The 24,387-nt window shown below is 38.0% G+C and carries 20 protein-coding genes; 17 read left to right on the top strand and 3 right to left on the bottom strand.

Annotation, left to right across the window (positions count from 1 at the left end; all coding sequences use genetic code 11):
- The first annotated feature begins 9 nt into the window (after nucleotides 1-9).
- The 14 genes from rpoC to ACP3T3_RS11645 all read left to right on the top strand — a co-directional run bounded on the left by rpoC (nucleotide 10) and on the right by ACP3T3_RS11645 (nucleotide 17,369).
- A complete protein-coding gene (rpoC, locus tag ACP3T3_RS11710; RefSeq protein WP_426476057.1) occupies nucleotides 10-4,275 on the top strand; it encodes a DNA-directed RNA polymerase subunit beta' in 4,266 nt (1,421 codons plus the stop codon).
- 87 nt (nucleotides 4,276-4,362) lie between these two features.
- Complete coding sequence (locus tag ACP3T3_RS11705; RefSeq protein WP_002976436.1) at nucleotides 4,363-4,668, top strand: DUF3467 domain-containing protein; 306 nt, start codon at nucleotides 4,363-4,365, stop codon at nucleotides 4,666-4,668.
- A gap of 216 nt (nucleotides 4,669-4,884) precedes the next feature.
- Nucleotides 4,885-7,719: a T9SS type A sorting domain-containing protein gene (locus tag ACP3T3_RS11700; RefSeq protein WP_426476056.1), complete on the top strand. Its 2,835-nt coding sequence runs from the start codon at nucleotides 4,885-4,887 to the stop codon at nucleotides 7,717-7,719.
- A 3-nt stretch (nucleotides 7,720-7,722) separates the two neighbouring features.
- The gene (locus tag ACP3T3_RS11695; protein WP_426476055.1) at nucleotides 7,723-8,193 is read left to right on the top strand and encodes a hypothetical protein; all 471 of its coding nucleotides are present in this window, start codon (nucleotides 7,723-7,725) and stop codon (nucleotides 8,191-8,193) included.
- 15 nt (nucleotides 8,194-8,208) lie between these two features.
- Nucleotides 8,209-8,499: a hypothetical protein gene (locus ACP3T3_RS11690; RefSeq protein WP_426476054.1), complete on the top strand. Its 291-nt coding sequence runs from the start codon at nucleotides 8,209-8,211 to the stop codon at nucleotides 8,497-8,499.
- Nucleotides 8,500-8,796: 297 nt separating this feature from the next.
- Nucleotides 8,797-10,980 (top strand): TonB-dependent receptor, encoded by a 2,184-nt coding sequence (locus ACP3T3_RS11685; protein ID WP_426476053.1) that lies wholly within the window; start codon nucleotides 8,797-8,799, stop codon nucleotides 10,978-10,980.
- 173 nt (nucleotides 10,981-11,153) lie between these two features.
- Entirely contained in the window at nucleotides 11,154-11,804 is a 651-nt protein-coding gene (locus ACP3T3_RS11680) for a Crp/Fnr family transcriptional regulator (protein ID WP_426476052.1), read from the top strand.
- A gap of 125 nt (nucleotides 11,805-11,929) precedes the next feature.
- On the top strand, nucleotides 11,930-12,772 hold the full coding sequence (locus tag ACP3T3_RS11675) for a DUF5777 family beta-barrel protein (RefSeq protein WP_426476051.1): 843 nt from the start codon (nucleotides 11,930-11,932) through the stop codon (nucleotides 12,770-12,772).
- Nucleotide 12,773: 1 nt separating this feature from the next.
- Nucleotides 12,774-13,121, top strand: coding sequence for a hypothetical protein (locus ACP3T3_RS11670; protein WP_426476050.1), 348 nt, complete (start codon nucleotides 12,774-12,776; stop codon nucleotides 13,119-13,121).
- 10 nt (nucleotides 13,122-13,131) lie between these two features.
- Nucleotides 13,132-13,677, top strand: a complete 546-nt coding sequence (locus tag ACP3T3_RS11665) for a YceI family protein (RefSeq protein WP_426476049.1) — start codon at nucleotides 13,132-13,134, stop codon at nucleotides 13,675-13,677.
- Nucleotides 13,674-14,198 carry an ankyrin repeat domain-containing protein gene (locus ACP3T3_RS11660; RefSeq protein WP_426476048.1) on the top strand — a complete coding sequence of 175 codons (525 nt, stop codon included), beginning with the start codon at nucleotides 13,674-13,676 and terminating at the stop codon, nucleotides 14,196-14,198. Before ACP3T3_RS11665 ends, ACP3T3_RS11660 begins: the two co-directional genes overlap by 4 nt.
- Before the next feature lies 1 nt (nucleotide 14,199).
- Entirely contained in the window at nucleotides 14,200-14,961 is a 762-nt protein-coding gene (locus ACP3T3_RS11655; RefSeq protein ID WP_426476047.1) for a T9SS type A sorting domain-containing protein, read from the top strand.
- A gap of 174 nt (nucleotides 14,962-15,135) precedes the next feature.
- Complete coding sequence (locus ACP3T3_RS11650) at nucleotides 15,136-15,981, top strand: GNAT family N-acetyltransferase (protein ID WP_426476046.1); 846 nt, start codon at nucleotides 15,136-15,138, stop codon at nucleotides 15,979-15,981.
- A gap of 104 nt (nucleotides 15,982-16,085) precedes the next feature.
- Nucleotides 16,086-17,369 (top strand): ectonucleotide pyrophosphatase/phosphodiesterase, encoded by a 1,284-nt coding sequence (locus ACP3T3_RS11645; protein WP_426476045.1) that lies wholly within the window; start codon nucleotides 16,086-16,088, stop codon nucleotides 17,367-17,369.
- Between the two features lie 75 nt (nucleotides 17,370-17,444).
- On the opposite strand, the gene ACP3T3_RS11640 is transcribed toward ACP3T3_RS11645, so the two are convergent.
- Complete coding sequence (locus ACP3T3_RS11640; protein ID WP_426476044.1) at nucleotides 17,445-18,497, bottom strand: NAD(P)-dependent alcohol dehydrogenase; 1,053 nt, start codon at nucleotides 18,495-18,497, stop codon at nucleotides 17,445-17,447.
- Nucleotides 18,498-18,813: 316 nt separating this feature from the next.
- On the opposite strand from ACP3T3_RS11640, the gene ACP3T3_RS11635 reads away from it, so the two are divergent.
- The 3 genes from ACP3T3_RS11635 to ACP3T3_RS11625 all read left to right on the top strand — a co-directional run bounded on the left by ACP3T3_RS11635 (nucleotide 18,814) and on the right by ACP3T3_RS11625 (nucleotide 21,571).
- Nucleotides 18,814-19,716, top strand: coding sequence for a helix-turn-helix domain-containing protein (locus tag ACP3T3_RS11635; protein ID WP_426476043.1), 903 nt, complete (start codon nucleotides 18,814-18,816; stop codon nucleotides 19,714-19,716).
- Nucleotides 19,717-19,940: 224 nt separating this feature from the next.
- Nucleotides 19,941-21,281 (top strand): carboxylesterase family protein, encoded by a 1,341-nt coding sequence (locus ACP3T3_RS11630; RefSeq protein ID WP_426476042.1) that lies wholly within the window; start codon nucleotides 19,941-19,943, stop codon nucleotides 21,279-21,281.
- Between the two features lie 128 nt (nucleotides 21,282-21,409).
- Nucleotides 21,410-21,571 carry a hypothetical protein gene (locus ACP3T3_RS11625; RefSeq protein ID WP_426476041.1) on the top strand — a complete coding sequence of 54 codons (162 nt, stop codon included), beginning with the start codon at nucleotides 21,410-21,412 and terminating at the stop codon, nucleotides 21,569-21,571.
- Between the two features lie 49 nt (nucleotides 21,572-21,620).
- Here the strand turns inward: ACP3T3_RS11625 and ACP3T3_RS11620 are convergent, their stop codons facing one another.
- On the bottom strand, nucleotides 21,621-23,093 hold the full coding sequence (locus ACP3T3_RS11620) for an alpha-amylase (RefSeq protein ID WP_426476040.1): 1,473 nt from the start codon (nucleotides 23,091-23,093) through the stop codon (nucleotides 21,621-21,623).
- A 44-nt stretch (nucleotides 23,094-23,137) separates the two neighbouring features.
- Entirely contained in the window at nucleotides 23,138-24,235 is a 1,098-nt protein-coding gene (gene dinB / locus ACP3T3_RS11615) for a DNA polymerase IV (RefSeq protein ID WP_426476039.1), read from the bottom strand.
- Between the last annotated feature and the right edge of the window lie 152 nt (nucleotides 24,236-24,387).

Raw genomic sequence — 24,387 nt, 5'->3', positions numbered from 1 at the left:
AAAAAAATTATGTCAAATAAAAATAAATCAAGTAGATTTAATAAAATAACCATCGGTTTAGCTTCACCGGAGTCTATTTTACAAGACTCAAGAGGGGAGGTTTTAAAACCGGAAACTATTAACTACAGAACTCACAAGCCTGAAAGAGACGGGCTGTTCTGTGAGAAAATCTTTGGTCCTGTAAAGGATTACGAATGTGCTTGTGGTAAATACAAGAGAATTCGTTACAAAGGGATCGTTTGTGACCGTTGTGGAGTAGAAGTTACTGAGAAAAAAGTAAGAAGAGAGAGAATCGGGCACATCAACCTTGTAGTTCCAATTGCACATATCTGGTATTTCCGTTCATTACCAAACAAAATCGGATACCTTCTTGGAATTCCTTCTAAGAAATTAGACATGATCATCTACTACGAAAGATATGTAGTGATTCAGCAGGGTATTGCTAAGAAATTAGACGGTTCTGATTTTGAAAACATGGAATTCCTTACAGAAGAAGAGTACCTTGACATCATGGAAACTCTTCCTGTAGAAAACCAGTATCTTGATGATTCTGATCCCAACAAATTCATCGCCAGAATGGGTGCTGAAGCGGTAGAAGATCTGTTAAAAAGAATTGATCTTGATGCATTGTCTTTCGACTTGAGACACAAAGCTCACAACGAAGGTTCAAAACAAAGAAGAACTGAAGCTCTTAAAAGGTTGAACGTTGTAGAAGCATTAAGAGGTGCTAATACAAGAATGATCAACAGACCGGAGTGGATGATCATGCGTGTACTTCCTGTTATCCCGCCAGAACTAAGACCATTGGTTCCATTGGATGGAGGACGTTTCGCAACTTCTGACTTGAATGACCTTTATAGAAGAGTTATCATCAGAAATAACCGTTTGAAGAGATTATTGGAGATCAAAGCTCCTGAAGTAATCTTGAGAAACGAGAAGCGTATGCTTCAGGAATCAGTAGATTCATTATTCGATAACACAAGAAAATCTTCTGCAGTAAAATCTGAATCAAACAGACCGTTGAAATCACTTTCTGATTCATTGAAAGGTAAGCAGGGTCGTTTCCGTCAGAACCTACTAGGAAAAAGGGTTGACTACTCTGCGCGTTCGGTAATTGTTGTAGGTCCAAACTTACAGCTTCACGAATGTGGTATTCCTAAAGATATGGCAGCTGAACTTTACAAACCGTTCATCATTAGAAAACTAATTGAAAGAGGGATTGTAAAAACAGTAAAATCTGCAAAGAGAATTATCGACAGAAAAGAACCGGTAGTTTATGATATCCTTGAAAACGTGATGAAAGGTCACCCTGTTCTACTGAACAGAGCACCTACGCTTCACAGACTGGGTATTCAGGCTTTCCAACCTAAGATGATCGAAGGTAAGGCAATCCAGCTACACCCATTAGTAACGACGGCCTTCAACGCCGATTTCGATGGTGACCAGATGGCGGTACACTTGCCACTAGGACCAGAAGCGATCCTTGAAGCTCAGTTATTGATGTTAGGTTCTCAGAACATCCTGAACCCTGCAAACGGTTCTCCAATTACAGTACCATCTCAGGACATGGTTCTTGGTCTTTATTTCATGACCAAAGAATTGAGTTCTACAGAAGATATGAAAGTAAAAGGTGAAGGTCTTGCATTCTATTCTCCTGAAGAAGCGGAAATCGCTTATGCTGAAGGCAGAGTATCTTTAAATGCTAAAGTAAGATGTAGGCTGCCTATCAAAGAAAACGGTGAAATCGTTACAAGATTAATCGAAACTTCTGTAGGTAGAATCCTATTCAACCAGATTGTACCTAAGCAGTCAGGATATATCAATGAACTTTTGACTAAGAAATCATTGAGAAATGTTATCGGTAAGATCCTTGCTGATACAGATTTCCCTACCACTGTGAAGTTCCTGGATGCAATGAAAGATTTAGGATATTCAAACGCATTCAAAGGAGGTCTTTCTTTCTCACTTGGGGATATTGTAGTTCCTGTTGAGAAGAAACAAATGATTGCACAATCAATTGAAACTGTAGACGAAATTAGAGCTAACTATAACATGGGTCTGATTACCGATACAGAACGTTATAACCAGGTAATCGACGTTTGGACTAATACCAACGCCGGATTAACTGAAATGATCATGAGCAGAATGAAAACTGACCAAGGTGGTTTCAACTCTGTATACATGATGCTTGACTCTGGAGCGAGGGGTTCTAAAGAACAGATCCGTCAGTTATCAGGAATGAGAGGGTTGATGGCAAAACCGCAGAAAGCCGGTTCTACCGGAGCGGAGATCATCGAAAACCCGATCCTTGCCAACTTTAAGGAAGGTCTTTCGATTCTAGAGTACTTTATCTCTACCCACGGTGCCCGTAAGGGTCTTGCGGATACCGCTCTTAAGACAGCCGATGCTGGTTACTTAACGAGAAGATTGGTAGACGTTGCACAGGACGTTATCGTTACAGAAGACGACTGTGGTACTTTAAGAGGTACTGAAGTGACTGCACTTAAGAAAAATGACGAGATCGTTGAAAAGATCTCCGAAAGAATCTTAGGTAGAGTTTCTCTTCATAACATCTATGACCCTGAAACAGATGAGATGATCACTGAAGCAGATCAGGTAATTAATGAAGCATTAGCGAAAAGAATTGAAGCAGCAGGACTGGAATTTGTTGAAGTTCGTTCACCATTAACTTGTGAGGCTAAAAAAGGTATCTGTGCGAAATGTTACGGTAGAAACTTAGCAACAGGTAAGATGATTCACATGGGTGAAGCGGTAGGTGTAATTGCAGCACAATCCATTGGGGAACCAGGTACTCAGCTTACATTGAGAACCTTCCACCAGGGGGGTACTGCAGGAAACGTATCAGAAAACCCTTCTATCGTTGCAAGAAGAGATGGTATCGTGGAAATGGATGAAGTAAGAACAATTACTTCTGAAGATGAAAACGGTAATACGGCTGAAGTTGTGGTTTCACGTTCAACAGAATTCAGATTAGTGGCTGATAATGAGTCCAGAACTCCATTAATGATCGCTAACGTACCTTACGGATCTATATTATCTGTAAAACCAGGTGATAAAGTGAAGAAAGGAGATACAATCTGTAGATGGGATCCGTATAACGCGGTTATCATTGCTGAAACTTCAGGTAAAGTAGAATACGAGGATATTATCCAGGGTATTTCATTCCAGCTTGAAATTGACGAACAGACAGGATTTGAAGAGAAAGTAATCTCTGAATCCAGAAATAAGAAAGCCGTACCTACCTTGAAAGTGGTAGACTCTAAAGGAGTTGAGCAGAAAGCTTACAACTTACCGGTAGGAGCCCACTTAATGGTTAACGATGGTGAAAAAATTAAGGCTGGTAAAGTCTTAATCAAGATCCCAAGAAAATCTGCAAAAGCAGGGGATATCACTGGAGGTCTTCCGAGAGTTACCGAATTATTCGAAGCAAGAAACCCTTCAAACCCAGCGGTTGTTACTGAAATCGACGGGGTAGTTTCTTACGGAAAAATCAAGAGAGGTAACCGTGAACTTATTGTTGAGGCTAAAACTGGTGAAAGAAAAATTTACTTGGTAAAACTTTCTAACCAGATTCTTGTTCAGGAGAATGACTTCGTAAGAGCAGGTTCTCCACTTTCTGACGGTTCTATCACACCGGAAGATATCTTAAGAATTAAAGGTCCAACAGCAGTTCAGGAATACTTAGTAAACGAGATTCAGGAAGTTTACCGTCTACAGGGGGTAAAAATCGACGACAAGCACTTCGAAATTATCGTAAGACAGATGATGACGAAAGTATCTATCGTAGATGGAGGTGATACTCAGTTCCTTGAAGGGGCTCTTGAACACAAGTACGACTTCTTGGAAGAAAACAACAGAGTATTCGGTCTTAAAGTAGTAGTAGATGCCGGTGATTCAAAAGAATTCAGACCAGGTCAGATGATTACTGCAAGAGAACTAAGAGACGAAAACTCTAAGTTGAGACGTGAAGATCAGGCTTTAGTTGAAGTAAGAGAAGCTTTACCTGCTACAGCAACGCCTGTGTTGCAAGGTATTACAAGAGCAGCTCTTCAGACGAAGTCATTTATGTCTGCAGCATCGTTCCAGGAAACAACTAAAGTTCTTAACGAAGCAGCCGTTGCTGGTAAAGTAGATGCTCTGGGCGGTCTTAAAGAAAATGTAATTGTAGGACACAGAATTCCTGCAGGTACAGGTCTTAAAGAGTATCAGAACGTTATTGTAGGTTCTAAGAAAGAATTCGAAGACCTTAACTAAAATTAATGATTTGAAATTTGGGGTTTGAAATTATTTTTATATTTTCACAATCTCAAATTTCGAATTTTAAAAACATAATTTATAACAATGGACAACAATCAAAATCCACAAGACGGAAACATCAACATCGAATTAAACGAAATGGTAGCTGCTGGTATCTATGCTAACCTGGCTTTAGTAAACCACTCTCCATCTGAATTTGTAGTAGACTTTATTCAGTTGATGCCAGGTGTTCAGCAGGCTAAAGTAAGATCAAGAGTAATTCTTGCTCCACTTCACGCTAAAAGAGTATTAAATGCTCTTCAACAGAACATCGCTAACTACGAGCAGCAGTTCGGAGAAATCAAAGAAGTTGAGCCTTTCGTATTAGGAGGAAACAACGTTCAAGCGTAAAAGATTTCTTTTGTAATCATATAATTGCCCCGGATTTATCCGGGGCTTTTTGTTTTTTAATTAAAAAAATAATCTCTTTAATTAAAAAAACAAAAAAAAACGCTCAAATAGGTATTTGGTAAATTTTTGTTGTTTTTATTTGTAAATTGATAACTTATTTACATATTTTTTAATACTTTGATATTTATTTAGTATATTTGTAAAAAACAAATGAAGATGAAAATCTATACTATTGCGTTAGCATTATTTTGCACTTATATTAATGCACAGCAGAATACGCTCAAAAATAATCAAAAACATTTACAGAAATTGTATGCCCAATATGGCAAGGACCTTAAACAGCTGCATAAAGCTGCTAAGGCAGCTGGAATACCACCCAATGAATATTATGAAGAAGATTACAAAAGAACAATGGATCCTGTTACCGGGAGAACCAACTTTGAAGGACTGGTAAAGGTAAACCAAGATATCTTAACGGGTAAATATCAACCTTCAGAGCCTATGTCTTTTATTTCTAACCATACTGCTTCTGCTAGTAGCAAAATAGTCAACGAGCCCTGGATAGAAAGAGGTCCTTATAGTGTAGGGGGAAGAACAAGAGCAATCATGTATGACCCTAATGATCCTACAGGTAAAAGAGTTTTTGCAGGAAGTGTTTCAGGAGGACTTTGGGTAAACCAGGATCCTTCCGTGGCGGCTAATCAATGGCAGCCATTGAGTACATTCTGGGCGAATACTTCCATTTCAAGTATTACTTATGACCCAAACAATCCACAGGTCTTTTATGCCGGTACAGGGGAAATTGAAACGGGCAATGCTAAAGGGTCTGGAATATGGAAATCGGTGGATGGAGGTGCTACCTGGGCACAGATATTTACAATACCGGTAACCTATTCGAATGGAATAGGAAATGGAAACTTTTATATTAATGATGTTAAAGTTAGAAATAATAACGGAATCTCAGAAGTATATGCAGGGGTAAGTGGGACATATGTATCAACTCCTTCTTTTAATGCCGGATGGCAGGGGGTAAATCAGGCTGGATTATATAAATCAACTGATGGAGGGGCTACATTTACTAAAAACACCAGTTTACTGGCTTTAGATACAACAACAAATACAACCAGTACAACAGGATATTCTATTCAGCAGATAGAAATTGGAGCAGATAACGCCGTATGGGTTTCCACCAGAACTTCCAAACTTCCAAATATAGACTCAGGAGGAAGGATTTTTAAATCTGCAGACGGAAATACTTTTAATCAGGTTTATAATGTTGGGAATACAGGAGCAAGAGTTAATTTTTGTCTTTCTAAAACGGATGCTAATAAAATCTATGCTTTTATGCAGGGAAGCTCTACAACTACAGAGCCTATCAGAATTGCACGTTCTGCTGACGGAGGTACAACATGGCAGGCTACCAATGATACAGCGCCTGTTTTGACATTACCTACAGCTACAGATACAAGTATTCCTCCTAATGACTTTACCAGAGGACAATCTTTCTACGACCTGATTATTGCAACCGATCCTTTGGATGATAATACGGTTTATATCGGAGGTGTAGATTTGTATAAATCTACAAACGGAGGAACCAGCTGGACACAGATTTCAAAATGGTCCAATAACAATAACATGGCTGCTTTACAGGTTTCAACGGTACATGCGGACCAACACGAAATCGTATTCAACCCTTATAATAATTTCGCTACAGGGCAAATGATGTTTGGAAATGACGGAGGGATCTATTATGCTGCTAATAAAGCCAATATCGGAGCTGTGGGTGGCTTTGCTGCAAGAAATACCAGATACAATGTAACACAGTTTTACTCTGCAATGCTGAATCCGACAAAAAACCCGGCAGATGAAGAATTATTAGCCGGAGCACAGGATAATGGGTCATGGTGGATTTATGGTGTACCACAAGCTAATAATTTCCTAACCAGCCAGTCGGCTACAGGCGGAGACGGGATGTATACGGAATATGATGATCAGGATACTTATGAAATAGCAAGTTATACCAACAACAACCATTATTTATTAACTAACGGCTCTCATAATCTTATTTCTACCAGCGCCAATAGGAGCCTGGGACATTTTGTAAATGAAATTGCTCTGGACAGAATCAATAATGTCTTTTATTCTTACCGTTCAGGGCTTACGCTTTTCAGAACAAGCGGACTTTCTGCATCTGCAACATCTTTTACCAATGATGTGGTTACGGTAGAAACTGCACAATCCGGAGAACAGATTTCATGGATGAAAGTCTCTCCTTATACAACCGCATCCACAACACTTTTTGTAGGAACCAACCTGGGACGAATTTTTAAAGTGACAAATGCCAACACCACAGCATATGCATCAACTTTGTTAACATCACCAATAACTGGAACTGTTTCTGACATAGAATTTGGTGCCAACGAAAATGAAATGATTGTAACGTTCTTCAATTATAACCTTACCAGTATTTTCTATTCTACAGATGGAGGAACTACGTGGCAGAATAAAGAAGGAAATCTTCCTGATATGCCGGTAAGAACCATATTAAGAAATCCGGATAATCCAAATGAGGTATTGGTAGGAACAGAAATGGGAGTTTGGGGAACTACTGATTTCCTGGAGCTAACTCCTGAGTGGGCTTCAGTGACTGGAAATATAGGAAATATAAGAATTACTAATTTAGATTACAGACCTGCAACCAAAACAGTTCTGGTTTCCACTTATGGAAGAGGAGCCTGGACAACACAGAATACAGTTCCATTGTCGACCACAGAGACTAAATCCAAAAAGCATATGAATATGATATATCCCAATCCATCGAAAGGGATTTCCCATCTGAGATTTGATACTGCTAAATACAGCAGTGTGGATATAAGTATTGTGGACGCATCGGGCAGACTGGTATACAGTAAGAAAAATGTAAAGTCTGATGAAGAGTTTGGTCAAAAAATGGTACCCGGAAATTATATACTGAAAGCTGAGTCTAAAGGTGAAATAGTATATAGTGGTAACTTCCTTGTATTAGGCCGTACAGGTGGCGATGATGATTAGAAAATGAATAATCAATTATATTTAATGGTATTTTGGATGCTGGCTTCCTGCGGGATGCCGGTATCCTCTTTATATCAGGATAAGACCGTTTCTGTGATCTCTGCTGAAAAAACAGAATGGGTGGGAGGAAGAGCAGGAGTAAGGGGAATCATGTACACCATTAAGCTGAAGAAAAAAAATAACAGTATCCTCATGGTAAAAACTTTGACAGCAGAAGGAAATACCGTTTCATTTGTTCAGAATAATACAGGCAATGTAATAACAATAAGAGGAAATCTTCAGTATAAAAATGATCAGGATGCTGACATCATTGATCATATGCCTGCAGGAGCACCTGTAGAAAATACTGTTTCTCAGAAATTAGATCCAAAAGACAATTGGATAGCGTACACTGTAAAAGGATCTGAGACACTTCACAAAATAAATATATCAAAATTTACTTCTGTAGAACGATCTGGAGAACTTGTCCCTTAAAAAATCTTTCATTCTTTGAATAAAAAACTACTATTTATTTTTTTATCTATTCCGGTTATCATATTATTCAGTAATGTGATGTATTCTGTTATTTTTCATGTAAAAAGAGAACTTTATGAAAAGACACAATACAGCATTACACAGAGTAATTTCAGAAAATCTGAAACCATATTTTTTACAGAAAAAGATTTGGAAAATGCAGAATGGAAAGAAGAAAAAGAATTTACTCTGAAGGGATTGTCCTATGATATTATCAAAATCAGTATAGTTAACGGGAAGAAATATTTTTATTGTTATATGGGATAAAAAAGATATTATCATCAATTCTTTATTAGACTTTTCGAAAAAGTTTGCTTGTAAAAAAAATTGCTTAACATTACAGATTGATCTTCCAGGTCACAGCAAAAATCTGATTAAGATACCGGGCTTTTTTGCCATTTTTGAAAACAAGCAATTCCGTTTTTTCTCAAATAATTTCATAGAAACAATTTCCAGACATTATCATCAGCCGGAATACGCTCATTATTTATCCATTGTTATTCCTCCTCCCGAAAGGGCTTTATTGTGAAGTGAAAATAATATTAATGGTAACAAATTTAAATAATGAAAAAATATATATGCATAGCAGCTTTGTTAGGTTGTACTATTGCACATGCTCAGCAGACACAGGAAGGATCAATTGATGAAGTCAATATCCTTGGAAGAAAAAAAATAAAACAGGAACGGGCAGAATTCAAAAGACATGCGCAATCTGTAGAAACCCTTTCTGAAGAAGATCTTAACAGAAATAATCCTGCCGCAATAGATCAGACTTTATCCACCATGCCAGGACTTCAGGTGGATAAACGAACCAATTTCGGAGGTCAGAGACTCGTGTTGAGAGGATATGGAAATGACCAGAAATTTAATAACTGGGGAGTAAAAGCGTACTGGAATAATATGCCCTTAACAAACGCCGAAGGAATCACCGTTCTGGATGATTTGGATTTTGCTTATGTAACAAATGTTGAGGTAATAAAAGGCCCTGCCGCAACAATGTACGGAGGTGGTGTAGGCGGAGCTGTTCGTTTCTATACCCGTCCGGACTTCACAAAAGGAGCATCTGTTTCAGAAAATGCAATGTTTGGTGCTTTCAAAACATTTCAGTCAAGAACACAACTGAATGTGGCAGACGATAATTATTCAATAAGTGCTGCATACGGACATCTTGAAACAGACGGCTACAGGCCGAACGGAGGAGGACTGAAAAACTTCTTCAATGTAAATGGCACAGTGAAATTAAGCAAAAAAGACCAGCTGAGTTTCTTTGCAAGCCAGGCTTATTCCTATGAACATACTTCAGGCCAGATTTCATATGATGAGTACTACGCAGGAATTGATAACGGAAATCCCGCTTATATCAGAAAAAATTCAGGAACGAAAATAAAATCAACAAGAGTAGGATTAAGTAATACAGTCAGTCTCACTTCCAACTTAAGAAACTATACTACGTTATTTTATTATAATGCAAATACAGAAAGTGTTTCTGCAGGAGCATATGGAATTACGAGTTCCCCGAATGTAGGATTGCGTTCCACTTTTACATTAAAAAACGAGTTTCAGGATTTTGAAAACCGGTTAGATTTTGGTGCCGAGATACAAAATTCTGTGTCTACTGCTTCAAGTTACAGGTTTACAGGTTCAGAAACAGAGCCTTTGCAGACAACAGGGATGAGCGGGGCATCATATTTTAAATATAATAATAATCAATCTACCTATTTTGTGATTGATTATCTTACCTATAAACCATGGGGACTTACATTCCTGGCAGGAATAAGTGGCAACAGAACCAACTATGGCAGGAAGGATCTTTATGCCTTACCAGATTTAGTTACCGGACACAAAGACCAGTCATTCAACAAAAAGTATGATATGGCTTATACGCCTCACTTCGCCTTACAGAAAGAATGGAAACATCAGATCTTTAATCTGAGCTACAGTGAAGGTTATAATTCTCCCACCGCAGCTTCTTCATTTATAACTGCAACCAATACGGTAAATGATGATTTAAAGCCTGAACGCGCGAGAATGGTAGACTTCAGTGTACATGGGCTTTTACTCAATACGAAGCTGGATTACCGTATCTCCGCATTCAGAATCGATTATTCTGATAAACTTACGCAGTTAGTAATTCCTGGAATCACTCCTCCAGGACAAACATATTGGGGCAATACAGGAAGCCAGAAAAATACAGGGCTTGATTTTAGCGTAGGATATCAATACAGAACAGAAAATTCTTTTATTGAAAGAATTGTTCCATTTGTTAACCTTTCTTACTACGACACAAGGTATAAGGATTTTTCAATCTACGATCCAAAATATCAAGACCCTGTTACAGGAAAGACGGTAGGAAAGCTAATGGTATATGATCATAAAACGGTTGTTGGAGTTCCAAGAAATAAATATGCCATAGGATTAGATATCTTTACCAAACCAGGATTCTATCTTGTAAATACCTATAACTATCTGGGAAATGTATATTCTGATTTTAACAATACAAATCTCGTAAAAGGTTTCGGATTGCTTAATTCAAAATTAGGGTTTAAAAAATCATTTAATAAACTTGATCTGGATCTGTATGTAATGGGTAATAATCTTACGAGTCAGATCAATTATACTTTCCTATTCTTAGGAAATAATATTAATGATTCAGATAAAGGAAGTAATTATACGGTTCCAACAGATCTTAATCCGGGGCCTCGAAAAGCCTATTTCTTTTATGGATTCAATGTAAAATACAGATTTTAAAACTAAAGACAGCTTCATTAAAGTGAAGCTGTTTTTTTTAAACTGCTTGTAAAAACAGTATGAATACATATAAAATTTGTCTAATTGTTAATTTTCTTTAATAAGATAAAAATACATAGTAACGATGTATCAATTTCATACCTTTGTTTAAGAAAAAGTATAAAATCTAAAATATGATTGATAACTCGTTTGCTGTAAGTAAATTTGGTTTCTTAGGCGCTGATTTTTTATCAGAACTGGAAAAACATGCCGTTGCTATTGACATAAAAGCCAAAACTGAAATCATAAGGGAAGGACAGAAAAATAAATTTGTACCCTTTTTAATAAAAGGATCTATTAAAGTTTTTACCCTTAATGATGGAAGAGAACTTATCTACTATTATATTAAGCCAAAAGACAGCTGTCTGATGACCTTTTCTTCTATTCTGACAGATTATATCAGTAGAGTATACGCTATTGCCGATGAAGATTCTGAAGCTATTCTCATTCCCGTTTCCATCATGCACGAATGGCTGATCAGATTTCCGGAAATCAATAAACTGTTTTATCATGAATACGACCGCAGATTCTCAGAAGTTATGAATATGGTGAATGATGCTGTTTTCCACAGGCTTGATAAGAGAGTTTTGAATTATATTAAACAGCAGATCTTATCCACAGGAAATAATCCTATTAAAATTACCCATCGTGAAATTGCAAGCAGTCTGGGAACTTCAAGAGAAGTGGTAAGCAGGGTTTTGAAAAAAATTGAAAGCGAAGGAGAAATTGTTCAGAGCAAAGAAGGAATAAAAGTTCCTGTAAATGATAATGTTAGAATAATCTAATTTTATTTGTTTGAAAAGTTTATTCCTATCATTGATAAAAACAATTTGGCTGGTGACTTTTATCACCTGTTTTTGAATTGAGAACTCAATAAGTTTGTTGTATCATAATTTAATTCAAATTGTATATGACAAAAACTCTCTTATTTTTGTCAGTGTTTTCTTCAGGTCTTGTCTTTGCACAGGAAGACCTGCTGAAAGATATTGACACTGTTAAAACCCAAACAGAAACCTCACAACCCGCCTTCAAGGCCCTTCAGATTGTTACAGGACAGTCTACGAAGCTGGCAGCCAAAAAAGAATGGTATATTATTGTTGCCCATAGATTTGGTGATATAAGCGCAGGATTTAAGGACTTTTTTGGTCTGGATCATGCCTCAACCAAACTAGGCGTTATTTATGGTATTTCAGATGCTGTTTCAGTAAGTCTCTCCAGAGAAACCAATATGAAAACGTTTGAAGGAGCCGTTAAATACAGACTGGTAAGACAAAATGAAAACTTCCCGGTAGATATTGTGGGGTACAATGTAATGGGTGCCAATACAGAGCTGGATAAAGATAACTATCCGCACCTGAAATTCAGCGACAGACTTTCTTATCTTACCCAGGCATTGATTTCTAGAAGATTTAATGATAAGCTTTCACTACAGCTTACCCCTTCCTTTGTTCATAAAAACCTTTACGAACCTACCATTGAAAATAAGAACCAGTTTCTGGCAGGTTTGGGAGGACGCTATAAAATTTCAAAAAGAGTTTCTGTGAATGCAGAATACTTTGTGAATTTCGACGATCACAGTTTTTATAAAAACCCATTATCATTAGGGGTAGATATAGAAACAGGAGGACATGTGTTCCAGCTTTTACTGACGAACTCCCAGATAAATTCAGATATCGGATATCTTACCAATGCCACAGGAGCATGGGGAAAGGGACATATTTTCTTTGGGTTTAATCTTTATAGAGTTTTTTAATATGAAAAAGCTAACATCCTTATTGATACTGTCGTCAGCAATCATACTGACGGCTTGTGACAGCAGAACTTATGAAGAGATTTCTGACAATACACCCATCACAGTACCTGTAAAATATACAACAGATGTAAAACCAATTGTAGATAATAACTGCATAGGCTGCCATTCTGCAGGAAGTTTTAAACCGCTGGTTACTTATGATCAGGTGAAAAATAATATAGACGGAATTCTGGACCGCATCCAAAGACCTAATGGTGATCCCGGGAAAATGCCTCAGGGAGGATCATTGTCTGCAGCCCAGATCAATATTTTCATCAAGTGGAAAGCTGATGGGTTAAATGAAAATTAAAAAAATTGATATGAAAAAATTAACACTATTAAGCGTATTACTGCTCTCTGCCGGTTACGCTTCAGCACAAAAATACAGCTCTAAAACAGGGAAAGTAACTTTTGAAGCCTCAGTTCCTCTGTTTGATGATATTTTTGCACAGGATGACAACAACATTGTAATTCTGAATACAGATAACGGTGAAATGGCATCGGTTTCAACCGTCAAAAACTTTCATTTTAAAACAAAATTAATGGAAGAGCATTTTAATGAAAGTTATGCGGAATCTGCAAAATATCCGAAAACGACTTTCAAAGGAAAAATTGCCAACTTTGATAAAACAAAGCTTACGGGCAGCCCTCAGAAATATACAGTTCAGGGAACGTTAAACTTTCATGGAGTAGACAAAGCGGTAAACTCTTCGGCCACTTTATATGCAAAAGATGGAAAAATCTATATGCAGGGCAGTTTTATGGCTAAACCCGCAGATTATAAAGTGACCATTCCGAAAATGGTTACCAAGAAAGTTGCAGAAAATGTAAATATTGAATACAACTACGTAATGGTAAAACAATGAGAAATATAATCTTAGTACTAGGACTCTTTCTGAGCGCATTAGTATCTGCTCAGGAAAAAGCAAAATCAATATTTGATATGGCCAGAAGCGGAACAGTTGCTGAAGTACAGGAGCTGATGAAGCAAAATCCGGATGTAATTAATCAGGTTAACGAAAACGGATTTTCACCACTTATTTTAGCCTGTTACAGAGGCAATGTAAGCGTTGCTGATTTTCTGATTGACAATGTAAAAGATGTGAATTACAAAAGCCGTGAAGGGACAGCATTAGCCGGTCTTGCCATAAAATACAACAAAGATCTGGTAGAACATCTGCTAAAGAAAAAAGCAGATCCCAATATTGCCGACGCTACCGGCTATACTCCTTTGTTCTGGGCAGTAAAATCCGGAAATAAGGACCTGATAGAACAGCTGCTCAAATACAAAGCAGATAAAACCAGGAAAGATTCAATGGGAATGACCCCTTTTGAATATGCATTACAAACCAATAACAAAGAAATTATAAATCTCTTAAAAAATTGATATGAAAAAAACTCTACTAGCGCTTAGCGTACTTCTTGCCAATTTTGCATTGGCGCAGTTTTCGTCAGGAACGGTAAATTTACCGAATACAGCCATGACGGTGAAATTAGATACGACTCCCGCCGGGGTAACGATCACAGTAACGGGAGACAGCAACTCTATGTTGGGAATTGGCTTTGGTGGAAATGGTGTAAATCTGGGGGGAATGTCGGCAGGTTCAGACGGATTTATATATAATTCTTCTGCCAACAGAGATTATTCATTCACCGGCCCTATGATTCCTCCTACCGTTGATCCTTCTCAGGACTGGACAGAAACCTCCAACACTGTTTCAGGATCTACAAGAACAGTCGTGGCAACAAGAAGTCTTTCCGGAGGAGCAGGTGATGTTGCTATTGCCAATGCTGCAGGAACAATCAATATCTTCTATGCAAGAAAAACAGGGACGGGGATAGGATATCATGATGCAGGAAGAGGGTACGCATCATTAACACTGACTGCATCTACCTTATCTACCAATGAGATTGCTGCTAACAGCAAAAAGGTAACTCTTTACCCAAATCCTGCTAAGGCAACAGTGAATTTCAAAAACTCTGATAAGATAAACTCTGTTGATATCTATGAAGCAACAGGAAGAAAAGTAAGATCAGTAAAGCCTGAAGGCGAAAGCATCAGTGTCGGAGACTTGAAACCAGGAAGCTATTATCTTGAAATTCAGCTTAAAGATGGAACTGCATCTTATGAAAAACTGATTAAAGAATAATTTTTCAGAAAAACACACCTAAATATTTTTTAAACAGGTACCTCTGATTTTTCAGGGGTATCATTTTTTTCTTACAGTACCAATTTCAGGGCAATTGCTGTAAAATTCATATATTTGTGTAGATCCTGGTTCTTATCAAAAGGTAGTTTCTTAACCTTATAAATTTACACATCAATGGAATTTAAAACTTTGGCAAATACAACTGTAGATGAGTTGTTATCGGCATTCAATCATTCATTTTCCGATTATATTGTTCCTTTTCATTTAACAAAAGAGGTGCTTATCTCAAAAATTGCTGCAGAAAAATTAGATATGAGTTTATCTGCCGGAGCATTTGAAGAAGGAAAACTTGTAGGCTTTATTCTCCAGTCTGAAAAAGTTGAAAATGGAGAGAAGGTAATCTACAATGGCGGAACAGGAGTGGTTCCGGAAAGCAGAGGTAAAGGATTGGTAAGAAAAATGTATGATTTTATCATTCCTGTTTTAAAAGAAAGAAATGCCAATACTTTACTTCTCGAAGTGATTGAAGGAAATCATAACGCGATCAGGGCATATGAAAATTTAGGGTTTACTATTGTCAGGAGATTGCTTTGTTTTAACGGAAATATCCAACAGGGAAAAGAAAATGCTGAGGTTGCTATACGTGAACTCAAAAACTTCCAATGGGAGCTGCTGTGTTCTTTCTGGGACATTGAGCCGTCATGGCAGGGATCTGTTTTCGTATTGGAACCGATGCCGGAAAACTATGTGACACTGGGAGCTTATGATGGAGAGAAGCTTGTAGGATATATTGTTTATAGCCCTGCAGCAAAAAAAATATATCAGTTTGCAGTAGATAAGAGGTACAGGAATCGTGGAATCGGCACAAAGCTTTTTAATGCTATTAAAGCAAGAAATGGCGGACAAACTATAGCATTGAACAATGTAGACGATTCCTCAGAAAATACGGGCAAATTTCTTAGTGAAAAAATAGGTCTGAACAATTGGCTGTCTCAGTTTGAAATGAAAAGACCTGTTTAGCAGATCTTAATTTTGATTTAAAAATAATCGGTTTTAATATACTTTTAATCTCTTAAACTTTTCCGGCAGGAGTATAGGATGTAACTTTGCGGAAAATTAAAATAATGAAGCGAGGAATCCACTTTTTACTGCTGCTTATTTCCTTTACGGCATTTGCACAGCAGGTAAATATTGATACAACCCAGGTGGTCATCCCGGGAAGACAAAACACTCCTGAAGCACAGTCAAAACCTTATGTGATTATGATATCCGCAGACGGTTTCCGGTATGATTATGCCCGGAAATATAATGCTCAAAACCTTCTTAAACTGGCTGATAACGGTATAAAAGCAGAGGCAATGATTCCCAGCTATCCAAGTATTACTTTTCCTAACCATTGGAGCCTGATTACCGGACTTTACCCCTCACATCATGGATTGATCGATAACTTTTTCTATGATTACAAGAGAAAGGAAGCTTATGCCATGAGCAATAAGAAAAATGCTGAGGATGGAAGCTGGTATGGCGGAACTCCGCTTTGGGGACTTGCTGAAAAACAGGGAATGGTGTCAGCTTCTTTAATGTGGGTAGGATCGGCCAGTGATGCAGGCGGAATAAGACCGGCTTATTATTATCCTTACCACGAAAAATTCACTCCTTCTGAAAAAGTAGAGAAAGTAGTAAACTGGTTGAAATTACCGGAAGATAAAAGACCCCATTTTATTTCATTATATTTCCCGGAAGCAGATGGAAGCGGACATCATTTCGGACCGGATACGGAAGAAACGGAAAAGGCAGTTCATCTCATAGACCATGCTGTTGGTGATCTTGTTAAGAAAGTAAATGATTTAGGTTTAAAAAATGTCAACTTTATTTTTGTTTCCGACCACGGAATGATCAAAGTAGATGGGGGAGCACCGTTGGAAATTCCGGCAGTTCTTTTTGATAAAAACAGATTTGATTTTTACAATTCCCAGACCCTGCTAAGAGTATACGTTAAAAATCCGGATGAGGTGAAAGCCGTTTATAAAGAACTGAAAGCCAGTAAAACAGATGATTACGAGGTGTATCTGGATAAAAGACTTCCTAAATATCTGCACTTTGCAACAAGAGATGACCGGTACAGCAGAATAGGACAGATTCTTCTGATCCCGAAAGCACCAAAAATCTTCCTGGAAAAAGGCAAGAAAACATCCGTTGGAAAACATGGCTACAATCCTAAAGTTGTTCCGGAAATGAAAGCTACATTTCTGGCATGGGGACCGGAGTTTAAAAATAATCTGGTTATCGGGGAATTTGCCAACGTCAATGTTTATCCTTTGGTTGCAGAAATTTTAGGATTAAAAATTGATCAGCCGATTGATGGAAAACTGAACGTTTTAAAACAAACATTGAAAAATAAAAAATAGTCTGAAAAGTAAAAATATAGTATAAAAAGTTTCGGCGCACCAAGGTGCGCCGAAACTTTTTTATTGACTTAAGAGTTACAAAGACTGTATATCAATTACGAAACGGTATCTCACATCACTTTTCAGCATTCTTTCATAAGCTTCGTTGATTTCCTGCATTTTGATGATTTCAATTTCGGAAACGATATTGTGCTCGCCGCAGAAATCCAGTAACTCCTGAGTTTCTGCAATTCCACCAATTACCGAGCCCGCTACAGACTTTCTTCCCATAATCATGGGAACAGTATTCAGAATAGGGTCTAAACCTCCAAGGTATCCTACAAGAACATGTGTTCCGTTGATGTTTAATGTAGCCACATATGGATTTACATCATGCACATATGGAACCGTATCAATAATCACATCGAATTTTCCTTTTACAGCATCCATTTGGGCATTATCTGTGGAAATAACAACATGATCAGCTCCCAGTTGTTTGGCATCGTCAGTTTTTCCGGGAGTTCTTGAAAATAAAGTAACTTCAGCACCTAGCCCTTTTGCCAGTTTAATAGCCATATGGCCCAAACCGCCTAGTCCTACAACAGCTACTTTAGAGCCAGGACCCACATTCCAGTGTTTTAAAGGAGACCAGGTTGTGATACCTGCACAAAGAAGGGGTGCTACAGCTGCCAGATCAAGATTTTCAGGTACTTTTAAAACATGATGAGAATCTACCACTACTTTTTGGGAATACCCTCCAAAAGTATGACCTCCCAAATGCTTGTCCTTACCATTGTATGTTCCTGTAAAGCCATTCAGGCAGTACTGTTCAAGATCGTGCTGGCAGCTGTCGCAGTGGCCGCAGGAATCTACTATACATCCCACTCCGGCAAGATCGCCAACTTTAAATTTGGAAACCTCGCTTCCTACTTTAGTAATTTTTCCAACAATTTCATGTCCCGGAACTACAGGATATAAAGATCCGCCCCAGTCGTTTCTTGCAGTGTGAAGGTCGGAGTGGCATACCCCGCAGTATAGGATTTCAATCTCTACATCCTTTGAGGTTACCTCTCTTCTTTCAATATTCATTTCTTTCAGATCTGCCGTGATAGACTCTGCGCCATAGGCTTTTACTGTGATTGTACTCATTTTTATACTTAGTTTATTTAGGGTTGTTGTTATGTTCTACGTTTGTTACAGGTTTCATTCTACAATTCCTGAGTATTGGGCTGATAACAATAGAGTGGGGCCTACTGTCTGGAACCGTCCCTCCTGTGAAATCATCCGGTGAGCTTGTGCTCAGGGAAAAAATGTTTACATTAAAAGTTTCCATAACTATACAAAAGTCGACACTTTGCCGTAAACCGGACTTATACAGATTACCGAATTACTTACCAATTTTACAGGCCTCATTTCAGTTACAAATGAAAGTGGTAATTTTGAATAGTTAATAAAAATATACTTCATGGAAAATCAGGAGGTTGAAATCTATAATAGTGTTGCGGAATATAATAAAATGGCGAATCATGAAACCCTGCATCCATTGGTCAGTATCATTGATTTTTCCAAGTCTGATCCTATTTGCCAGTATAAAAGAAAGTTTGGTTTTTATACTGTTTTTCTGAAAGACGTAATGTGCGGGGACATGCAGTATGGAAAACACAGCTACGATTATCAGGAAGGAACATTGGTGTTTATTGCTCCCGGGCAGACCTATGGAATTTATAATAAAGACCGATATGTTCAGCCTGCAGGTTTTGCCCTGATTTTTCATCCTGATCTGATAAAAGGAACCAACCTGGGGAAAAATATCAAGGAGTATTCATTTTTCTCTTATGATGTACATGAAGCACTCCACCTCTCTGAAAAAGAAAGAGAAGTGGTACTGGATTGCTTTAAAAATATTAAGCTTGAGCTGGAACAGGCTATTGACAAGCACAGCAAATCTTTAATTGTTAATAATATTGAGCTGTTTCTGAACTACTGCATGCGCTTTTATGACCGCCAGTTCATTACAAGAGACCATATCAACCAAGGTGTTATTGGGAAATTTGAAAATCTGGTAGATGATTATCTTAAATCCGAAAATCCTAAAAATATAGGTTTCCCAATGGTCAATTACTTTGCAGAAAAACTGAATCTGTCTGCCAATTATTTTGGCGATCTGATCAAAAAAGAGCTGGGAATTTCCGCTCAGGAATTTATCCACAACAAACTTATAGATATAGCCAAAGAACAAATTTTGGATCAGGGCAAAACGATCAGTGAAATTTCCTATGATTTAGGATTCAAATATCCACAGCATTTTACAAGGCTTTTCAAAACGAAAGTAGGCATCTCTCCAAGTGAATACAAAATCCTGAACTAGTTTTTTAACACGAATACATTAATCTTTTCACGAAAGACACAATAATTATTAGTGGATATTAGTGTGCTTATTTGTGACATTCGTGTTTAGATTATTTTTTAACACGAATAACACTAATCTTTTCACGAAAGACACAATAATTATTAGTGGATATTTGTGTATTCATTTGTGAAGTTTGTGTTTAAATAATTAAATTTAAAGAGAAAAGTTTTCACAGTTTTAAGATGACACCAAATCAGCAAGATACCACTGTTTTTAATACCAGATTCGGGAGAATTACAGCACTACAAGAAGAAGGGATTATCCGGGTTAAAAGTATCCGGTATGCTCATTCTGAAAGATTTAAAAAACCAGTCGCCGTAGAAGCTTCTTTATCTTCAATCATTATTTCTCCGGAAAAAACGCCGGTATGTCCGCAGGCTTTGAGTCCGCTTGTAGAAAAAATGATTGGCGCTACACCTGTTGAAAGCTTTGAACCTGATGAATCTACGCAATATCTTTCCATAACCCGCCCGGAAGTCATATCTGAAAATGCCAAGCTCCCTGTTGTAGTCTGGATCCATGGAGGCTCCCATGAGATAGGCTGTGGTGACCTGGCTACTGCCGATCCCGCTGAATGGGTGAAAGAACAGCATATGATGGTGGTTACGGTTTCATATCGTTTAGGACTTTTTGGTTTTCTGGGAGGTGACGAAAAAAGACCGGCCAATCTCGGACTATTGGATATAATCGAAGCATTGCGATGGATAAAAATCAATATTGCAGATTTCGGGGGTGATGAAAACAGTATCACACTTCTCGGACAGTCTTCAGGGGGTGATGCTATTGCCCATTTAATGATTTCGGAAGGTGTGGAAGGCTTATTTCAGCGTGTAATTATTCAGAGCGCTCCTTTGGGGCTGCGTCATAGAAGACAGAAAATGGCTGCAGAATTTCTGAAAAAAACAGAAGTACTGAAAGATGAAAGCGATGTTTTTAAAATGATGGATGAGTACAAGGCATTTGTACCCTCCGTAATAAGATACGGTTTGAAAGCAGCCATGCCTTTTGGTACCCAATATGGAAATTTTCCCCTATGTAAAGAAGAAGAGTCGGTGGAAATGTGGAAAAAGAATGCTCAAAATTATGACGTTCTGATTGGTTTAAATAACGATGAGACTGCCTTTTATCTCAAAACCTCCGAAGCTTTAAATAAATATTTCGGAAAAGGATTAGGCTTAAAAATCATGGATAAAACGGTTGAAAAAACTACAGCATTCATCTATGGAAATCCGGCAAGACAGTTTGCCCAAAACCTCGCTGATGCCGGCGGAAATGTATATCTCTTCAGAATTCATTCAAAATTGAAAGATAATCATATCGGAGCACCCCACTGCATTGATCTTCCTTTGATTTTTGGAAACGAATCAGCCTGGAAATCTTCTGAGCTGCTGAAAGAAATTCCCTGGAGCCGTATTCATGAAAATGGCAAAAAATTACGGGCACTCTGGGCAGAATTCGCCAGAACCGGAAAAATATCAGATACCTCTGAAAAACCGGAAATACTGGAACTCCGAAAAATGTAACCGGACATCAAACTTATAAAATTTCTAATCTTAACAAATATCTCAACTGAAGACGTAAATATTCCCCTCCTTCGGAGGGGTGGCAAAAATTCAAAGAATTTTTGACGGGGTGGTCAACTGTATTTTCAATGATTATAGGTTGTTTTGTAAGAAAACTTAACCGTCAGGAATTAAGGAGTTTAAAGGCCGGAGATATCAACAGAGACAGAGTATGCTGTACTTCCAACGAAGACGGGCAATGTTGTGAATGGGCAAAAGATATCTGGTACTGTCAGTACATTTATTGTTAATTTCTAATAAAAGAAAGCCTTGTCAAGGTTTAAAACCTTGACAAGGCTCTTATTCAGGAATCCAAACACTTATATTTCCTGCGGGAACAGGGAAATTTCCCCATCCGTTTTCATCAATAAGCACTTTTTCTTTGAATCGTTTCAGCAGGTCTTTAAACTTCTTTCCGGCATAAATCTTTCCTACTTCCATAGGCTTGTTATAAGCATCTTTATTGCTTAAAACCACAGCACATCCGGTATGTTCATCATCGCCTGTACGTACCCAGCCGAGGCAGTTGGCATCCTCAAAATAATCCTGTTGATCACCGTAAGCATGATCTTTTCTTGCTTTTAACAGCTCTTCAATACCATCTACTTTAGGCATAAATATTTCCTGGTCATTTCCTTCTCTATCTTTATCCACATAATGGGCTCCATAAAGATCAGGATAAAATATACATGGATAGCCGTCTTTTCTCAATAAAATAAGGGCATACGCAATAGGTTTGAACCATGGTTCTACAGGGGCTTCAAGATCTTGTAAAGGTTGTGTATCATGATTGGCTACTAAACTTACAGAATGCATAGGATCAGCCTGGGTAAGCGTTTCATCAAAAATTCTTCGGAGGTCATAGGAGCTGCCTTCTTTTGAGGCATTATGAAAATTATTCTGCAGGGAACTGTCGAAAAGACTCATACAGCCTTCTGTCACTTCAATGTATTTTTGCAGCAGATGAAGATATCCAGGAGCCCAGTATTCACCTACAGCGAAAATATCTTTTCCGGAATTGGAACGGAGCAGTGTGAGCCATTCTTTATAAAAATCAAAAGAAATATGTTTTAAGGCATCCAGTCTCACGCCGTCAAAATCGGTCTGATCAAAGTACCATTTTGCCCAATTATTAAGCTCTTCCCGTACAAAAGGATTCCGGTGCTCAATGTCATTGTACATCAGATAGTCATAATTTCCCTTTTCATCATCTATCATTTCTTCCCAGTCATTTCCATATTCTGACTGTATTTTGAAGATGTGGGAATCCATTCCCTCCGCATAATCTACACCACTGAAACAGGTGAAATTCCATACAAAGTCGGAATATTTTTTTCCCCGTCCGGGAAATGTAAATTTGGTATACGATTCAATCTCGATCACATCGGAAATTACTTTCTCCCTGTTTTCTTCGTCTACTTTTACAACTTTGAATTTTTCCAGTTCATCACCGCCGGCTTTATGTCCGAGAACAATATCTACAATGACTTGTATATTTTGCTTCTTTAAGGCTTTAATGGCTTTTATATAATCGTTTTTAGTGCCGTATTTTGTAGAAATGGTTCCTTTTTGGTCAAATTCTCCCAGATCATACAGATCATAGGCATCATATCCAATGGAATAACCTCCATTTGTACCTTTATAGGCTGGAGGAAACCATACTGCAGTTATTCCTAGTTTTGCTAAATATCGGGCCTGTTTTTCGGCTTCTTTCCATAGCTTTCCGTCTCCTTCAGAATACCAGTGGAAAAACTGGATCATGGTTGGGTTCATAAATTTGCTGATTTGGTGGATACAAGTTAGCAAAAAAATATGAGCTATTCATTTTCGAATTCTTCAAACGGGATTTTTAGTTGAACGGAAACCTGTTTTTTTTCTTCCGTATTCAGTTGAGAGAGAGACAAACCAAGCAGACGGACCGCTTTATCAAAGGGACGAAGTTCCCAGAGTTTTTTTCCGGTATTGAAGTATTGTTCCGGTGACGAAAAATAATCTTCCCGCGTGATGCTCCTTGTGAAAAGAGAAAAATCTTTATATTTTATTTTTAACGTCAGGGTTCTCCCAAGAATATTGTTTTTCTGCAGTCTTTGATGGATTTCCTGTGCAAGGCTTTCCAGCTTTTCATTAATCTGCTGCTCATCCAGAAGATCTTCAAAAAATGTTCTTTCCACAGCCACACTCTTCTGAATACGATGAGGTTTTACCTCAGAAGTATGGATGCCTCGGACCACATTGTAATAATGTCTGCCAGACTTTCCGAAAAGTTTTACCAGATCTTCAAGCGATCGTTTCTTTAAATCTTTTCCTTTATAAATCCCTAAACTAAACATTTTGTTAGCCGTAACTTTTCCAACGCCATAAAATTTTTCCACCGGCAGCTCTTCCAGAAAGATTTCTACCTTATCAGGGTGAATGGTCTTCTGCCCATTGGGCTTATTGATATCCGAAGCTACTTTAGCCAAAAACTTATTAACTGAAATTCCTGCAGAAGCCGTAAGTCCGGTCTGTTCAAAAATTTTCTGACGGATTTCCTTGGCGATCAGGTTGGCAGATTCCATTCCCTTTTTATTTTCGGTGACATCCAGATACGCTTCATCCAGAGATAAGGGTTCTACCAGATCAGTATATTCATGGAAAATTTCCCGGATTTTTTTTGAGATTTCTTTATATCTGGCAAACCGGGGCGGAACAAAAATAAGATGTGGACACTTTTCTTTAGCCGTCTTACTGGGCATTGCGGAACGGACACCGTATTTTCTGGCTTCATAGCTGGCGGCTGCCACTACACCACGGTGCTGTCCTCCTACAGCGATGGGCTTGCCTTTAAGCGTAGGATTATCATGCTGCTCCACAGAAGCATAGAATGCATCCATATCCACATGAATAATTTTACGAAGAGGCAAAGAAAAATCCATATACAAAGATATGGATTCCTGTATTTATTTATATAAGGAAGCTAGGAGCTGGAAGAGGGAAGTTAATATTACCCGATAAGGGAATTAAAGAACTGCTTACTAAATAATAAAAAACGAAGTAGTAATTAATAACGTGTCAATAACTTCCAGCT

Origin of the sequence: Chryseobacterium sp. CBSDS_008, from assembly GCF_049959325.1 — a bacterium.
Lineage (GTDB): Bacteria > Bacteroidota > Bacteroidia > Flavobacteriales > Weeksellaceae > Chryseobacterium.
This window is presented reverse-complemented; position numbering and strand designations above follow the sequence as displayed.

Excerpts from the sequence above, each read along its gene's own strand:
- rpoC (WP_426476057.1), top strand. The coding sequence starts at position 10 with ATGTCAAATAAAAATAAATCAAGTAGATTTAATAAAATAACCATCGGT.
- ACP3T3_RS11705 (WP_002976436.1), top strand. The coding sequence starts at position 4,363 with ATGGACAACAATCAAAATCCACAAGACGGAAACATCAACATCGAATTA.
- ACP3T3_RS11700 (WP_426476056.1), top strand. The coding sequence starts at position 4,885 with ATGAAAATCTATACTATTGCGTTAGCATTATTTTGCACTTATATTAAT.
- ACP3T3_RS11695 (WP_426476055.1), top strand. The coding sequence starts at position 7,723 with ATGAATAATCAATTATATTTAATGGTATTTTGGATGCTGGCTTCCTGC.
- ACP3T3_RS11685 (WP_426476053.1), top strand. The coding sequence starts at position 8,797 with ATGAAAAAATATATATGCATAGCAGCTTTGTTAGGTTGTACTATTGCA.
- ACP3T3_RS11680 (WP_426476052.1), top strand. The coding sequence starts at position 11,154 with ATGATTGATAACTCGTTTGCTGTAAGTAAATTTGGTTTCTTAGGCGCT.
- ACP3T3_RS11675 (WP_426476051.1), top strand. The coding sequence starts at position 11,930 with ATGACAAAAACTCTCTTATTTTTGTCAGTGTTTTCTTCAGGTCTTGTC.
- ACP3T3_RS11670 (WP_426476050.1), top strand. The coding sequence starts at position 12,774 with ATGAAAAAGCTAACATCCTTATTGATACTGTCGTCAGCAATCATACTG.
- ACP3T3_RS11665 (WP_426476049.1), top strand. The coding sequence starts at position 13,132 with ATGAAAAAATTAACACTATTAAGCGTATTACTGCTCTCTGCCGGTTAC.
- ACP3T3_RS11660 (WP_426476048.1), top strand. The coding sequence starts at position 13,674 with ATGAGAAATATAATCTTAGTACTAGGACTCTTTCTGAGCGCATTAGTA.
- ACP3T3_RS11655 (WP_426476047.1), top strand. The coding sequence starts at position 14,200 with ATGAAAAAAACTCTACTAGCGCTTAGCGTACTTCTTGCCAATTTTGCA.
- ACP3T3_RS11650 (WP_426476046.1), top strand. The coding sequence starts at position 15,136 with ATGGAATTTAAAACTTTGGCAAATACAACTGTAGATGAGTTGTTATCG.
- ACP3T3_RS11645 (WP_426476045.1), top strand. The coding sequence starts at position 16,086 with ATGAAGCGAGGAATCCACTTTTTACTGCTGCTTATTTCCTTTACGGCA.
- ACP3T3_RS11640 (WP_426476044.1), bottom strand. The coding sequence starts at position 18,497 with ATGAGTACAATCACAGTAAAAGCCTATGGCGCAGAGTCTATCACGGCA.
- ACP3T3_RS11635 (WP_426476043.1), top strand. The coding sequence starts at position 18,814 with ATGGAAAATCAGGAGGTTGAAATCTATAATAGTGTTGCGGAATATAAT.
- ACP3T3_RS11630 (WP_426476042.1), top strand. The coding sequence starts at position 19,941 with ATGACACCAAATCAGCAAGATACCACTGTTTTTAATACCAGATTCGGG.
- ACP3T3_RS11625 (WP_426476041.1), top strand. The coding sequence starts at position 21,410 with ATGATTATAGGTTGTTTTGTAAGAAAACTTAACCGTCAGGAATTAAGG.
- ACP3T3_RS11620 (WP_426476040.1), bottom strand. The coding sequence starts at position 23,093 with ATGAACCCAACCATGATCCAGTTTTTCCACTGGTATTCTGAAGGAGAC.
- dinB (WP_426476039.1), bottom strand. The coding sequence starts at position 24,235 with ATGGATTTTTCTTTGCCTCTTCGTAAAATTATTCATGTGGATATGGAT.